15 protein-coding genes are annotated in these 15,338 nt (G+C 46.7%); 11 read left to right on the plus strand and 4 right to left on the minus strand.

Annotated features, from left to right (window positions below; all coding sequences use genetic code 11):
* Positions 1 to 243 precede the first annotated feature (243 nt).
* The 3 genes from QT992_RS27920 to QT992_RS27930 all read right to left on the minus strand — a co-directional run bounded on the left by QT992_RS27920 (position 244) and on the right by QT992_RS27930 (position 3,842).
* Complete coding sequence (locus QT992_RS27920) at positions 244 to 849, minus strand: hypothetical protein (RefSeq protein WP_333319408.1); 606 nt, start codon at positions 847 to 849, stop codon at positions 244 to 246.
* A gap of 34 nt (positions 850 to 883) precedes the next feature.
* Complete coding sequence (gene pcrA / locus QT992_RS27925) at positions 884 to 3,250, minus strand: DNA helicase PcrA (protein WP_333339309.1); 2,367 nt, start codon at positions 3,248 to 3,250, stop codon at positions 884 to 886.
* Between the two features lie 208 nt (positions 3,251 to 3,458).
* Complete coding sequence (locus QT992_RS27930; protein WP_333319412.1) at positions 3,459 to 3,842, minus strand: YkvA family protein; 384 nt, start codon at positions 3,840 to 3,842, stop codon at positions 3,459 to 3,461.
* Positions 3,843 to 3,967: 125 nt separating this feature from the next.
* Between QT992_RS27930 and QT992_RS27935 the strand changes: the two genes are divergently transcribed.
* Entirely contained in the window at positions 3,968 to 4,708 is a 741-nt protein-coding gene (locus QT992_RS27935; protein ID WP_333319414.1) for an SIMPL domain-containing protein, read from the plus strand.
* Between the two features lie 291 nt (positions 4,709 to 4,999).
* On the opposite strand, the gene QT992_RS27940 is transcribed toward QT992_RS27935, so the two are convergent.
* Positions 5,000 to 6,271: a hypothetical protein gene (locus QT992_RS27940; RefSeq protein ID WP_333319416.1), complete on the minus strand. Its 1,272-nt coding sequence runs from the start codon at positions 6,269 to 6,271 to the stop codon at positions 5,000 to 5,002.
* 412 nt (positions 6,272 to 6,683) lie between these two features.
* On the opposite strand from QT992_RS27940, the gene QT992_RS27945 reads away from it, so the two are divergent.
* The 10 genes from QT992_RS27945 to proB all read left to right on the plus strand — a co-directional run bounded on the left by QT992_RS27945 (position 6,684) and on the right by proB (position 15,337).
* A complete protein-coding gene (locus QT992_RS27945) occupies positions 6,684 to 6,851 on the plus strand; it encodes a hypothetical protein (RefSeq protein WP_333339312.1) in 168 nt (55 codons plus the stop codon).
* A gap of 91 nt (positions 6,852 to 6,942) precedes the next feature.
* Positions 6,943 to 7,242 (plus strand): DUF1778 domain-containing protein, encoded by a 300-nt coding sequence (locus QT992_RS27950; protein ID WP_333051545.1) that lies wholly within the window; start codon positions 6,943 to 6,945, stop codon positions 7,240 to 7,242.
* Complete coding sequence (locus QT992_RS27955) at positions 7,226 to 7,744, plus strand: GNAT family N-acetyltransferase (protein WP_333339316.1); 519 nt, start codon at positions 7,226 to 7,228, stop codon at positions 7,742 to 7,744. Before QT992_RS27950 ends, QT992_RS27955 begins: the two co-directional genes overlap by 17 nt.
* Before the next feature lie 144 nt (positions 7,745 to 7,888).
* Entirely contained in the window at positions 7,889 to 9,070 is a 1,182-nt protein-coding gene (locus tag QT992_RS27960) for a F420-0:Gamma-glutamyl ligase (RefSeq protein ID WP_333339319.1), read from the plus strand.
* 191 nt (positions 9,071 to 9,261) lie between these two features.
* On the plus strand, positions 9,262 to 10,593 hold the full coding sequence (locus QT992_RS27965; protein ID WP_333339322.1) for a GNAT family N-acetyltransferase: 1,332 nt from the start codon (positions 9,262 to 9,264) through the stop codon (positions 10,591 to 10,593).
* A 246-nt stretch (positions 10,594 to 10,839) separates the two neighbouring features.
* Complete coding sequence (ruvX, locus tag QT992_RS27970) at positions 10,840 to 11,301, plus strand: Holliday junction resolvase RuvX (RefSeq protein ID WP_333319423.1); 462 nt, start codon at positions 10,840 to 10,842, stop codon at positions 11,299 to 11,301.
* A 313-nt stretch (positions 11,302 to 11,614) separates the two neighbouring features.
* The gene (locus tag QT992_RS27975; protein WP_333238411.1) at positions 11,615 to 12,193 is read left to right on the plus strand and encodes a DUF3727 domain-containing protein; all 579 of its coding nucleotides are present in this window, start codon (positions 11,615 to 11,617) and stop codon (positions 12,191 to 12,193) included.
* A gap of 247 nt (positions 12,194 to 12,440) precedes the next feature.
* Complete coding sequence (gene mltG, locus QT992_RS27980) at positions 12,441 to 13,565, plus strand: endolytic transglycosylase MltG (protein ID WP_333378256.1); 1,125 nt, start codon at positions 12,441 to 12,443, stop codon at positions 13,563 to 13,565.
* A gap of 142 nt (positions 13,566 to 13,707) precedes the next feature.
* Positions 13,708 to 14,235: a YqeG family HAD IIIA-type phosphatase gene (locus QT992_RS27985; protein ID WP_333319427.1), complete on the plus strand. Its 528-nt coding sequence runs from the start codon at positions 13,708 to 13,710 to the stop codon at positions 14,233 to 14,235.
* Positions 14,228 to 15,337, plus strand: coding sequence for a glutamate 5-kinase (gene proB, locus QT992_RS27990; RefSeq protein ID WP_333378259.1), 1,110 nt, complete (start codon positions 14,228 to 14,230; stop codon positions 15,335 to 15,337). Before QT992_RS27985 ends, proB begins: the two co-directional genes overlap by 8 nt.
* The last annotated feature ends 1 nt before the right edge of the window (position 15,338 follow it).

Genomic DNA, 15,338 nt, shown 5'->3' on the forward strand with positions numbered 1-15,338 from the left:
CTTTTATGAACAGGCTTTTCGGCCTGTTCCACAAAGAGTGAATTTTCTTGTGGAACAGGCCGAAAAGCCTGTTCTTGAGAAGGGTGCAAGATGTGAGATAAGATCGATCGAGGGGCGATTCCCTACGGGAGAGTCTTGAATCATTTCTTTTGAGTCCCCTCTGTTCGGACTTTGGTTGTTTAGTAGCGGTTGAAACCGCCGACTCCGATCGCGCGCTAGTTTTCAACCCGGATTTGATATATGCTAATTTTGGCGCACCATCCAGACTAAAAATCCCAATATTTTATCTACGGGAGGTAGCGGATAATCGGTAAGATCGATCGTCACTATTTGCCCTTCCAGCTTGAGAAACCGCCAAGCTGTGCCGCTGGAAACGCTGCCGTAGATGGCTGATATCGAGATCCCTTTCGCTTCATTAAACCTCTGGGCAGCCACCATTTCAGCAATACATTGACCCAAACCTACTTTCAAATCTCCTTTTTTAGCTTCTACCATCACAATTGCTGGGGCTTCAATGTCTAATTGTTCGGGGGAACGGCTGATGAGAAAATCGCAAACTCCTGTAAGTCCAACAGCAGCATCGACATTAAATTCTTCACCCGAAAACACGCTGATTTGTTGGTTCAGAATATTGCGAACTTCCAGCAATACAGGGTTGATAATAGCTTCAGAACGGGCTTTTTCGGTGCTAGTAGCGATCGCCCAAGGCAAATTTGTCTCTAGCAGGGTTTGCAAGGCTGTTGCGGGTGCGATCGGCTCGATTTCCGGCAGAAATCTGATTCCTTCGACTGCTGTGAGATTGAAGGCTTCTTTAACTTTGCCGATCGTTGTAAATTGACTGTAAGGCATAAAATCTGATGTTGTTTTTATTTCTGCTTTTCTATTACACTCGCTGCAACTTAGCTGTTCTAGGATCGATGATTTTTCTGCCCAATCCCGAAAACTTAATTGCCAGATTGGTTTTATCGCCTTCTCCCAAAACATGGGTAATTTCTCCAACTCCAAAAGCATGATGAAAAACCCGATCGCCCGTTTTCCAATCCGCCGATTGTCCATTGTTTCCCGGTTGAGAAGTGCGGGAATTTGCTGCTGAATTATTAGTTTTTCCTTTAGAGGCAGCCGTTTTTCCCGCTTTAGTTTTCTTCGCACTTCCAGCCAGCAAATGTGTCGGCAATTCCCCTAAGAATAGCGAAGGGGTGCAGTGTTCCCGGTAGCCTCCCCAGAGGCGGCGTTCGCGAGTGTGGGTGAGAAATAGCAATTCCTGGGCGCGAGTGATGCCGACGTAGCACAAACGGCGTTCTTCTTCGATCGCTTTCGGGTCGTCTAAACTGCGGAAATTTGGAAATAAACCCTGTTCCATTCCGACTAGAAATACTACGGGAAATTCTAACCCTTTTGCTGAGTGCAGCGTCATCAGCGAGACGCGGGAATCCTCTTCCTGCAAGTCATCTAAATCGGATGCTAAAGATGCTTTTGCTAAAAATGATGTTAGCGTCGGTTCTTCGTTTTGTTCTTCAAATTGCAGCACAGCATTATACAATTCTCTGACGTTTTCTATGCGATTTTCTGCTTCCTCGGTTCCTTGATTTTTCAAATCTTCAATGTAGCCTGAATCTTGGATAATTCCTTGGACAATTTGCGAAGCGGGCAGTGTTTCAACTTGCGATTGCCAACGACCAATCATTTCGGCAAACTTAATAATAGCTTTTGCCGATCGCCCTGCTAGAGTATTGACAGAAGATTCATCGCTGAGGATTTCCCACAACGGAATGCCCAATTGAGTTGCAGCGTCTTCGATTTTGGAAAATGTGGTATCTCCAATGCCGCGACGGGGAGTATTGATGATGCGTTTGAGGCTGACGCTATCGTCGGGATTGGCAAGCGCCCGCAGGTATGCTAGGATATCTTTGATTTCTTTGCGATCGTAAAACTTGAGGCCACCGACAATATTGTAAGGAATGTCTAAACGCATTAACGCTTCTTCAAAGGATCGAGATTGAGCGTTTGTGCGGTAGAGAATCGCAAAGTTACTGCCGTTTTCGTATTCGGAGTTTTGGCGCTTTAAGGAATGAATTTGACCTGCTACAAATTCCGCTTCATCTAATTCGTTGTCGGCGCGCCAGACAACAATCGGAGCTCCCGGTTCGCGAGTAGGGCGCAGAATTTTTTCGATCCGTTCGGTATTGTGTTCGATCAAGTGGTTCGCGACTTGCAGGATGTTTTCGCGCGATCGATAATTTTCCTCTAATTTTACCATTGTCCGAGTTTTTTCGTCGGACAAACCATCTCCAAAATCCTCTTGAAATTCCAGCAATATGGTATAATCTGCCATCCGAAAGCTGTAAATTGATTGATCGACATCGCCCACGACAAAAATCGAGCGGTTTTGCCATTTCTCGAAGCTTTTCGGATCGGCGTTATTTGTCACCAACATCCGAATCAAATCGTATTGAGTGCGGTTTGTATCTTGGTATTCGTCAACTAAAATATGGCAAAACTTTTTATGCCAGTAACTTAATACTTGCTCGTTTTGGCTCAAAAGTTTAACGGGAACGAGGATTAAATCGTCAAAATCTAGGGCATTGTTTGCTGCTAAAGCGTCTTGGTAGCGACTGTAAACATCGGCAATCACACGACCTCGATAATCCGGTTCTGCTGCTTGGTATTCTTGAGGCGAGAAACCTTTATTTTTAGCGTTGCTGATGACATAGCGGACTTTTCGCGGGTCAAATTTCTTGTCGTCGAGGTTCAGGATTTTGGTGACGATTTGCTTGACGAGACTTTGAGCATCTGACTCGTCAAAAATAGAAAAGTTTTTCTTCCACTGACGGCCTTTTTCGTCTTGGTATTTTTCAATATCGTAGCGGAGAATGCGGCCGCACAAAGAGTGAAAAGTCCCCATCCAAATGTGTTTGGTAATTCTCTGGTAAATTTGCGATCGCAATTTCGTCTGCACATCCGGGGCTAAGTCTACCAAAGGTTTGCCATATTCGGCTTCAGCTTGCTGAGTTGCCAGCAATTTCTCAATTCTTTCTTTCATCTCCCTGGCGGCTTTATTTGTAAATGTCACCGCCAGAATATTTTCAGGATCGACTCGATGGGTGCGAACTAAGTTAGCAACTCGGTAAGTTAGAGCTCTGGTTTTGCCGGAACCAGCGCCCGCTACTACTAACAGCGGCCCGTTATAATGGGCGACTGCTTGGCGCTGAGATGGGTTGAGGTGGCTGAGGAAATCAGTGGTTTGAGTCATACCTAGAAAGTTAGTTTAATTTTTTAAGGGTAAATAATACTTGGTATGCGATACCGCGAGTTCTTTTAAGGTAAGGTGCGCCTAGCGCACTCTATATTATAACTAGAACGGTAATTTTTCAAACTTTAAATATTTTTGGAGCCAGCGAGTTGTTTCCGGTAAGGTGCTGGGCGCGCTTTTTAGACTATAAATAGATAAGTAATTTTTTTTAACGTTTAAATATCCGTGTTAGCCACATTGCTGCTAATATTCCCAAGCCAATCCAGATGGCAATAATCACAACAGTGGCAGCCTGATTTATCGGTTTTCCTCGCTCTATTTCTGCGGCTGCTTTTTCCCGACACTCGGCTAAAACCTGTGGCGGAATCATCTTCAGTACCAGCCAAATTCCCAAAGGTACAATTATCAAATCGTCCAAGTAGCCAAGAACTGGTATGAAATCGGGAATTAAGTCGATCGGGCTAAAAGCATAGGCCACCGTAAGCCCTGCTAAAATTCTGGCGTACCCAGGTACTCTCTGGTCTGTACTGGCTAAATAAACAGCGTAAGTCTCTTTTTTTAGTCTGCGGGCTGCTTGTTTTAAGGATTGCATATAATGACTAATGACTAATAACTAATACTTTTTTTAGTTACTAAAAATGTAACAACCCGGATATTTAGCATTTTCAGTGGGAAGGTAAAGTATAGCATCTGTTGTATGTGAGGAGAATCAAGTTTATGAGTTCAAATTTGCAACGTGGCGATCGCATTAAATTCCGTAGTCTGCTAACAGCGTTGTGTTTAACCTTAACTCTCGTCAGTTTTGTGAGATTAGATCCGGCGGTGGCTCAAGAACAGCGGATCAGAACGCTGACTGTTACTGGACGGGGTGTGGAAGCGATTCCTACAACTCAAACGCAAGTGCGGCTGGGAGTTGAGGTGCAGGGGAAAACAGCGGCCCAGGTGCAGCAGGAAGCGGCGAGACGATCGTCCGCTGTGGTAGAGTTGCTGCGATCGCGCCAAGTGGAAAAACTCGAAACTGCAGGCATCACCCTCAGCCCGACTTACAGCTACGAAAACAACCAGCAGCGCTTGACTGGCTATACGGCGACAAATACCGTCAGTTTTCGGATTAATACTGCATCTGCCGGCACTTTGCTTGACGATGCGGTGAATGCCGGAGCCACACGCATCGACGGTGTGAGTTTTGCCGCCGCCGAAAGTGCGATCGAATCTGCTCAAAAACAAGCAATCAAAAAAGCAACTCAAGATGCTCAAGCGCAAGCGGATGCAGTCTTTAGCGCCCTCAACCTGAAGCGGGGAGAGATTCTGGGCATTCAAGTCAACGGTGCTAGCGCGCCGCCTCCTATGTACCGGCAGTTTGCTGGTTCTCGCATGGCTGCTGCTGACGCTGCAACGCCAGTGGTGGGAGGGGAACAGCAGGTAGAAGCTTCTGTGACTTTGCAAATTGGATATTAAATAGTTAGGGGTTGAACTGGCCACATCAGGTTGACCCTAACTATTTCTCGATTTATCAAGCAGCTTGTTGTACAAAAAACTTTAGCCGTTTTAACCACTTCTGCCAGTAGTCTAGAAACGGAATCTCTCCTTCTTCAGGGGGAGAGTTCCTCAATAAATAGACTCTCTGTTAAACCCTAGGCGATCGCATTTCTCATACACAGAAAAGAGTGGACTCTTTTCTCAGATCCACTCTCTGTTAAACTCTCTTAGCCCTAGCTTTAACAAGCTGGAGTTAAGTCCTTACTTTACCTAGTCCTTAATGATTCTCTTGTCATGAATGACCACTTTGTCCTTGAGTTCAGGATTGCCGGAGATGTGAATATCGCTATCCTTATTTCCCTCTGCGTCGGATTCGGCTAGATATTGGGCCGAGGATCTAAAATCAGGCACTGGAGGTTTAGCGGATTCGGCTGCATTTGGGGCAGATGATTTAAAATCAGGCACTGCAGGTTTAGCAGATCCGGCTGCATTTTGGGCAGATGATTTAAAATCATGCGCTGCACCTTGAGGAGATGGGGTTGCATATGGGGCAGATGACTTAACATCGTGCTTAACATCCTGCGCTGCACCTTTAGCAGATTCGACTGCATTTTGGGCAGATGACTTAACATCCTGCTTAACATCCTGCGCTGCACCTTTAGCAGATTCGGCAGCATTTTGGGCAGATGACTTAACATCCTGCGCTGCACCTTTAGCAGATTCGGCAGCGCTTTGAGCAGATGACTTGATGGATTCAGCTACACTCTTGCCTGATGACTGAAGCGATTCGGCTGCGCTTTTTATAGAGGGCTCAACTGCTTTCGCTGTATCTTTTACAGTCGATCTCAGCTCCTTAGTTGCCCCCTCAATTTCCTGAGCTACAGCTTTGGCAGAAGGCTTAATTTCATCGGCAGTGCTCTTAATAGAGTCCGCTGCACTTTGTACAGAAGGCTTGATACCTTCGACTGTCTGCTTGACTGAATCTTTTACTTCTCTAATGGTAGGTTTGACTTCCTCGGATGCGCTCTTGACTGCATCTACTACAGAAGGCTTGGCTTCCTTAACTGTCTGATTGACAGATTCGGCTATACCTGTAATCGAAGGCTTAGTTTCCTCAACTGTCTCCTTAATTGCTTCTGCTGTAGCTTTGATAGATGGTTTAACTTCCTCAGCAGTTTCCTTTACTACGGTCCCTAGCTCTTCTACAGTGTGGGTAATACCGTCTGCGACACTGTGTGCTGCATCCCCTAAATTATCTACAGCACGGTTAACCGTATCAGCAGTACCTTTACCAATCATAGCGCCAGCAACTGAGCCTGCTACAGCACCAATAATGCCTCCAGAGCGAGCACCGAGTATACCACCGACTGCTGCTCCAGCTATCCTCGCACCAATGCCTGAGCCTGATGATTGATCTTCCTTTGATTCTGCATTTTCGTTAGTCTGAGCCTGAAGCTGCTGGTTCTCGCTATTGTCAACATTCTTTTCCTGGAAGTCAGGATTGGCTTCAGGCTGGTTAAAAGGCGGCTTGTTATCAGTCATGGATATGCTTGGGTATTACTACTACATTCACTAGACTAACTATTTACTTCTAATAAAATCTACTGCCTAAGAACTAGATTTGGACTGTTACTTAAGAAGTAGATTCTCGAAAATACTTACCGCTACCGCGCTAGGGACTCGCTGTTCCTTCGACCTTGAAGAAGCTGGAGGCGCGCGATCGCACATCTGGCACTGTCTTAGCTTAGCGATCCAAGAATAACTCATGTATACAGGCTTGTTTAGTGATTAAATGATTAATAAATATTCTAAAAAAAGTTGATTGCTAGCTTATAACTTAACGTTTAAAACCGATATATATAATATATACTTTTTATAAAATTTTCCTATTAAATGATTGAATTAAGTAATGTGTTTTGTAGACGTTGCGGATTTACGGTCTGAAAGGCTAAATATGCAAGTCATAAAAACCAGTACCCACAAAGCTTGGGGATTTTCAACTGATTTTTTTCATACCCTGATTAAGCAACGCCTGATTTTGGAGCGATCTAACTCACGAACGAGCTCTTTGAACAGCAACTTGACCGCTTTAGCCACCAGAGCCGATCGCCCTTACCTGTAATTTTGCATAAGTTCGATCGATCCCTAACTTTGAGCGTGACATAGGGAAAAGTGCCGTATATAATGGATAAATGAGATAAACCATTTTTCTGATGACTAAAACTACTAAATCGGAACCGTCAGCCCGATTGGAGGCTCGTATCAGTCCAGAGATTAAAGCCCTTTGGCAAAAAGCCGCTGACTTAGAAGGACGTACCTTAACAGATTTCGTCATCGCCAGCGTTCAAGCAGTCGCTTCCAAAGTTATTGAACAGCACCAAAGACTGAAACTTGACCTTGACGACAGCGAGGCTTTCGTAAATGCCCTCCTGAATCCAACCCAGCCGAATCAAGCTCTCAAAGCAGCAGCCTTGCGCTACAAACAAGTGATGGGCGATGGTACTCACAATTGAACTCTTAGATAGCAGCAGACATCACAGAGAGCTTTTTTGTTGTGGACAAGATAGTTTGGACAACTACATCCGTAAACAAGCTTCTCAGGATCTCAAAAAGAAAGTCGCAATCGTATTCGTTTTAGTGGAGTCTTCCAACACTGATGTGATTGCCTATTATACGCTTTCTGCATACACCATTGAACTCGCAGATTTGAATGAATCTTTTGCAAAAAAGCTGCCCCGCTATCCCCTTCTACCTGCTACATTGCTCGGTCGTTTGGCAGTCGATCGTACTTATCAAGGTCAACATCTCGGCGAGTTGATTCTGATAGATGCTTTGACAAAAGCACTCTTGGCAACTGCACAAGTTGCATCTCTCGCTGTCATTGCAGAAGCTCTGGATGAGCCAGCAGCCAATTTCTATCAAAAATATGGTTTTCAAAAGTTTAAACAAAACCCGATGAAGCTTTATCTACCCATGAAATCGGTTGAAGAACTTTGTCAAAATTATAACATTTAGTTGATTTTGTTAAAAACCGATCGCCCCTTCCACTCTCGAACCCCGCCCGCAACAACCCCCACAAATCCAATTACTACCGGATCGGCGCTCAAAGTACCCGATATCGACTACAGTAAACACAAAATATTATTGGCGGTGATTTGAGTGATTGAGACTTTAGCAACAGGAATCGCAGCAGCCGGTTCGCTGCTAGCATTGGGCGGATTGGGCCTAGAGTTGAACTATCGCCGGACTGGGAGTGCAAATAAACTAGAACTAACAGCCGGAGAATGGCACTTAGCCATAAACGAACCCAACCGCTATCTTTTAGTCGGGGAAATGGAGTTCCGCAACCTGACACAGCGGTTTGAGATTATGTTGCCGGAAGTGCGGGCACAGGTGAAACTGCTGTCAGACGGAAGTTTGGATGGCGTTACTTCCCAGACAAAGGTGATTCCTTGCCACAAAGACGCAGCAGCCAGAGCAGACGATTACTGGTTCGGCTATATTGTTAAAGCCCAAAAAAACACGAAAATTAAAGTTTCTGTAGACATTCAAGGGCAAGATTTAACCAAATTGCAGTCAGCTTGGGTGCAAATACATTTCATCACCTACGGCCCCGGCGGGCGCATCCCCAAAGTCCGTAACGTAGTAGTTCCCCTGCAATTTCCCAACTCGGACACCGTACCCATCGCCAGAAATGTCGGAGTTGCAGAAGTCTTGCCGATTCGCACTCACATACTGGCGGAATTGGACAATCCCGTCGAAATTGTCAAGCGGTACGTGCTGCCGCGCGCCCAGAAAGGCGATATTGTCGCCCTGGCAGAAACTCCCCTAGCTTTGATGCAGGGACGCTATCGCCATCCCAGCGAAGTCAAACCCGGATGGGCGGCAAAGCGAGTGTGCTTGTTTTTCTTGCCGATGTCGAGTTTAGCCACAGCTTGCGGAATGCAGACGTTGGTGGATGTAGTTGGGCCTTGGCGGGTAGTCGCGGCATTTGCGATCGGCGCTGTGGCTAAAATATTCGGTAAACCGGGAGTCTTTTACCAACTAGCGGGGGAACAAGCAAGGCTGATCGACGACGTTACCGGGACTTTGCCTCCCTTCGACCAATTTATTGTCCTAGGCCCGGACAATCCCCAGCAAGTTGTAGAAGAAATTCAACGAGAAACCGGACTTGCGGCGGCGATCGTAGACGCTAATGACTTGAAAGCAGTTAAGATATTAGCAGCGACCTCCGATTTATCGGTAACATTCTTAGAGCAAGCCTTGCGAAGCAACCCCGCCGGGAATGGTGACGAGCGCACACCGGTCGTTGTAATCCGACCTCTGCCACAAAAATCTTGAGTTGAAAACAGAAAATTAAAAATTCAAAAAGATGATTTGAAATTTTTAATTTTCGATCGAGCAAGAAAGGGAGAAGAATCAAAAGTTATAAGTTTTGAACTCAAAATTTACCCATTCAAAACTCAAAACTTCTCTAACTCTTCCCCTTTCTGAATTTTTATTTTAAAATTTCCATTCTCCACTTTTATGCTATGACTTCATCTCCCTCCCAAAACCAAAACCAGGTTGTGATTCGCCCGTTTCAGTATCGCGACATCGAGGTGATGGAACAACTGTGCGCGGAAACAGCCGACGAGCCAGAAAACCGCAAGGGCGCAAGCTGCGACTTGGTACTAGGTAGAAAGTTGCAGCAGATTCGTCGCTGGTACGGACTACTAAAGATTTTTAGCTTGTTTCCCAACCCTTGTCAGTCCCTGTTCCGTGCCCACGTGGCCGAAGAAGAGGGGAAAGTTAAGGGCATAATTCAGATTTCTCCTTTCAACCGCACCCGCAGCACTTGGCGGATCGATCGCATAGGAGTAGACCCGGAAGCCCGCAGCAAAGGAATTGGTTCCATGCTGCTGCGGTACTGCTTTGAGGCAGTCTGGGAGGCGCGGACGTGGCTGTTGGAAGTGAATGTCGGCGACAACACTTCCTTGGCTTTGTACCGACAGAACGGGTTTCAGCCTTTGGCCCAGATGACTTACTGGACGATCGCCCCAGAACGCCTGCAAGAAATGGCTTCCTCGACCCCAGATTTGCCCAACCTGCTGCCGGTGAGCAACGCAGACGCTCAGTTGCTATACCAACTGGATACCGCGTCTATGCCGCCGCTGGTGCGCCAAGTATTCGATCGCCACATTCAAGATTTCAAAACCAGTTTTTTCGGCGCTTTAGTCGAAGGTGTCAGACAGTGGCTGGGCAAAACCGAGGTAGTCAGCGGCTACGTGTTTGAACCGCAGCGCAAAGCCGCGATCGGCTATTTTCAGGTGCAGCTATCCCGCAACGGCCAGCAACCGCACGTCGCCCAGTTGACTGTACACCCGGCCTACACTTGGCTTTACCCAGAACTGCTGTCCCAGATGGCGCGGCTGGTTCAAGATTTCCCCCTTCAAAGCCTGCAACTGGCTTCCGCTGACTATCAGCCGGAACGGGAAGCTTATTTAGAGCAATTTGGAGCAGTGCGCCTGGAACACAGTTTGCTGATGTCTCGATCGGTGTGGCACAAATTGCGCGAGTCCAAGTTGGTCTCTCTCGAAGGACTCCAGCTATCAGAAATGCTGCAAAGCTTCCAGCCAACTCGCAAACCCGTACCAGGCCGGATGTCCTGGCTCGGCCCGATGGCTGGGGAAGCAGCAGCAGGGCCCGCATCCTCCGAGATTAAACCGCTGTTGGCTGACTCAGGAAACAGCCAAACGAATCAAGTTAACCCCTTGAACTTCCAAAATTCCGAATCCTCGGCAACAGATAGCAGCAGCATTTTGCCTCTAAAATTGCCGGAGTTGCCTCTAGACGGCGGCGGGCAGGGAGAAGTTAATTCTTAATAAGTGAAAGCAGAAGGTAGAAGGTAGAAGGCAGAAAAAAAGAAAATGAATCATCCAAGAAATTCATTTTTTTCGGTCATCATCCCAAAATCTCCCTTCTGCTTTTGATTGATATCAACTTAAGATTACCTATTTTCTTCTGTTATTCCTTCGCGTCCTTAGCGTATTCGCGGTTCGTCAAATAAGATTATTTACGCGAAAAAAGAGTAAATCTAAAATCTAAAATCTAAAATTGATTGATTGATAATGTCCAACAATAAATTATGGATTTCAGCACTGGGATTAGATATCGGTCTCAAACGAGTCGGCATCGCCGGGTGTGACGGCACGGGTTTAATAGCTACGGGCATTACAACACTGGTACGATCGTCCTTCGATCGAGACGTAGCTTATCTCCGAGAACTCGTGCGAGAGCGGAGAGTGCAAATTTTGGTTGCAGGCTTGCCCTACTCCCTGAGCGGAGAATTGGGCGCTCAAGCCCGACAGGTGCAGAAATATGCGAATCGCATCGCCTCCGCCTTAGAGCTCCCCCTAGAGTACGTGGACGAGCGCCTGACTTCGGTTGAGGCAGAGGAATTGATGAAAGCTTCAGGGATTTCGCCGTCGCAAAATAATAAGGGTGCGATCGATCGCAAAGCCGCAGCCCTGATTTTGCAGCAGTGGCTAGACGAGCGGAGGCAAAATATCTTTGCCCTTCCCAATCCTTGATAGCTGGTAACAAAGGCGTGATATCCTGGTTGTGCAAGTTTGCTACGCACACCTGTAACCCTTGACAAACTGGAGAAAATTCTGCTGTACCCTCGGTACTCAAGAAGCACAAAATCGTGATTTGTCCTCAGTGTCGGTTGCTGACTCGACTGAGATTTAAACGCTGCACTCCTCGCCTGTGGAAAAGGCCGCGAGTCTCGCGGTTTAAGCTGGTGGACTGGCGATCGCCCACTTAGCCAGAATATCGCCACGAAAATTCCCAATTGTCAAGCAAACGTTACTGAATTATTGACGGAAAACTAAGATACACGCGATGTCCTCATCCCCATACCGCAAAAAAGAGAATGGCAATTCCAACGAAGAGTCCGTCACCTTGACGGATGAAGTTGGGCGATCGCTGACTTGCAACATAGAATATTCTATGAATCTCGAAGGTCAAGAATACGCTTTGCTGCTTCCGATTGACTCACCCGTAGAAATTTTTACTTGGCAGGGAGACGAGACGGACGAAGCAGCAATTCCTGTAGAAGACGAAACCGAAATTGACAAAATTTTTGAGACTGCTAAAGTTGTCCTGCAAGAGCAGAACTTGACGCTCCGACGCACAGCGGTGACGCTGACTGTGGTTGGCGAATTGCCGGAATTTCCCGAAGAGGATATGGCATCTGATGTCGATCCCGATGAGGAGTCGGATTTCGAGGAGCTGATGTGGCTGACGAGTTTCTACCACGAAGAACAGGAATATGCGATTTATACGCCTCTAGACCCGTTCTTTATCTTGGCTAGAATGGATGACGACGGCAAGCCAGAATTGCTTTCGGAAGAAGAGTTCCAAAGGCTGGAACCGATGTTACCTATGCTGGAAGACCAGTTCTTTGATGAGCTTGATTAGATATTAATTGCAGGCACAAGGCCTGATGGCAAAAAGCAGAATTTTTTACTATTTTATAAAAAAGTAAACTGCTAGCCCGATCGAACTTTTTCGAGGTGGCCGTTTCTGCCTTCGCGATCGGGCTTTTGAATTGGGCCGCGTGAATAGGGTCTTTTAAAGGGCTTGTATTCCTAACTTTTCGGTCATCAATCGCAGGTCATCAGTCATTAGTCGCTAGTTACCCGCCGCTTATCCAAGACAACGGACTATGAATAAAGAACAAATGACAAAAGGCAGCGCGCGCGAGGGCCGAAAAGGTACTCCGCAAGTCTCTAAATGGTTGTTTTATCTGGCGTTGCTGCCGGCAATCTGGGGAGTTTGCGCTTGGCAGGGCTGGGCTTGGTGGAGCTGGGCTTCGGCTGCGCCTAAAATCACATCCTCATCGGGGAATCCGGCAGAGGATGCTGCTGTTTCGATCCAAATCCCGGAGGGTACTCCCAGTCAAAAAATCGGCCGGGATTTAGAGGCAGCGGGGTTGATTCGATCGAGCTCGGCATGGAATATGTGGGCCCGCTGGCTGACTCTGCAAAACCGCGAGGGAGGTTTTCAAGCAGGAACTTACCAACTGTCGCCGACTCAGCCTCTGAGTGCAGTTGCTGACAAAATTTGGAATGGCGAAGTCGTACAGCAGAGTTTCACGATTCCAGAAGGATGGTCGCTGCAACAAATGGGTGCTTATTTTGAAGCGCAAGGTTTTTTCCCGGCTAAGGAGTTTATGGCGGCCGCGAGTCAAATTCCTTACGCTCAATACCCTTGGCTGCCGAGCGGATTGCCTCATTTGGAAGGTTTTTTGTACCCGGATACTTATCAGCTAGACGGCGATAGAATTACTCCTCAAGCTGCGATCTCACAAATGCTCACCCGTTTCGAGCAGACAGCTTTGCCGGTATATCAAAAAAATCAGAATAATACAAAGCTCTCTCTCAAAGAATGGGTGACTTTGGCCAGTATTGTAGAAAAAGAAGCTGTGGTTGCTTCCGAGCGGAACCGCATTTCTGGAGTGTTCAACAACCGTCTGAAAAAGGGTATGGCGTTGGGTTCTGACCCGACAGTTGAATACGCTCTCGGCATCAGGCAAACTAAGGAAAAGCCTCTGACTTTTAAGCAAGTAGAAACGCCTTCTCCTTACAATACTTATATAAATCCAGGACTGCCCCCAACTCCGATCGCATCTCCGGGAATAGCAAGTTTGGAGGCGACTCTGACTCCAGAAAATACAGAATACCTGTATTTTATGGCGCGGTATGACGGCACTCACATTTTCAGCCGCACTCTGGCCGAACACAATGCTGCTGTGGCTCAAGTTGACCAAAAAGTGCGATCGGGTCAATAGATGGGCAATCAGTAATACAAAAGTAAAAAGTCAAAAATAACAAAGCAAAAGCAATAATTATTAAGTTTTGATTTTTTACTTTTTTAATCTTTAACTTCCAATTTCTTATTTCTCAATCTAAAACCTAAAATCTAAAATCATTATGACTTGGGGTAAAATACTACAGCCTGACTTAGTTCTAGGCGATTCAGTCATGAAATTAACGGTAGATATTCTTCAACAATATAATATTAAAGGATTAGTTTTGGATGTGGACGAAACTCTCGTTCCCATTACAGCAATGAATGCTTCTCCTGAACTCACGCTGTGGGTGGAAGAAATTAAACCTGTGGTATCGCTGTGGTTGGCTAGCAATAATTTAAGCCAGACTCGCATCGGTCGGATTGCTGAGTCTTTGAATCTACCTTACATCACGGGTGCGGCTAAGCCGTCGCGCCGCAAGTTGCGAAGGGCTATTAATGCGATGAATTTGCCGGTGGAACAGGTGGCGATGGTGGGCGATCGACTTTTTACTGATGTTTTGGCAGGCAATCGTTTGGGTATGTTCACTATTTTAGTGGAACCAATGGTTGATGCTGGGTATGCACTTCGCAAGTATCCGGTGCGCTCTTTTGAAGTTTGGGTTTCTCAAGCTTTGGGGGCTTCTCTGAAAATTAAAGATCATGACTAAAACTATTGTTGTTAAAATTGGAACTTCGACTCTGACTCGATCGACTACAGGAAACTTAGCTCTTTCAACTATTGCTGCATTGGTCGAAATTTTAGCTGATTTGCGGCAGCAAGGTCATCGAGTAGTTTTGGTTTCTTCGGGTGCGGTTGGGGTTGGCTGCGCGCGCTTGGGTTTGACGGAACGCCCGCGAAATATCGCTCTGAAACAGGCTGTGGCGGCTGTGGGCCAAGGGCGGCTGATGCGGGTGTACGATGACTTGTTTACTACTTTGCAACAGCCGATCGCTCAAGTATTGCTCACTAGGGGCGATTTAGTCCAGCGTAACGGTTATGTTAACGCTTGCAATACTTTTCAACAACTGCTCAGGTTGGGCGTGATTCCGATCGTCAATGAAAACGATACAGTAGCGGTAGACGAGCTTAAATTTGGCGATAACGACACGCTTTCGGCGCTAGTAGCGAGTTTGGTAGAAGCAGATTGGTTGTTTGTGCTCACAGATGTCGATCGGCTGTATTCCGCCGATCCGCGCAGCAATCCCGACGCACAGCCGATCGCCCTAGTCCAAAGTATGGCACAGCTCACAGAATTTCAGGTGCAAACAGGAGATTCCCGCAGCGGTTGGGGAACCGGCGGAATGGTGACAAAAATTGAAGCGGCGAGAATAGCCACTGCATCGGGAGTGCGGACTGTCATCACTGACGGCTGCTTTCCTGGTAATATCGAGAAAATACTTAACGGAGAGTCGATCGGTACTCAATTCGAGCCTCAACCGCGCCCTGTAAACGCTCGCAAACACTGGATAGCTAACGTGCTAATTCCGGCCGGAAAACTATATTTAGATGCGGGTGCTGTCAAGGCAATTTCCCACGGCGGAAAATCCCTTTTAGCTGCGGGTATTGCTCAAGTAGAAGGAGAATTTCAAGCTGATGATTCCGTGCAGTTGTGCGATGCAGCCGGCCAGCAAATTGCTAGAGGACTTGTGAATTATAGCAGTTTAGAATTGAGACAAATCCAGGGCTGCAAGTCAGAGAAAATTGCTGAGATTTTAGGCTATGCAGGCGTAGAAACGGCGGTACACCGAGATAATTTAGTGATTGTTTAAA

It is taken from the genome of Microcoleus sp. T3_D1 (genome assembly GCF_036700405.1).
Lineage (GTDB): Bacteria > Cyanobacteriota > Cyanobacteriia > Cyanobacteriales > Microcoleaceae > Microcoleus.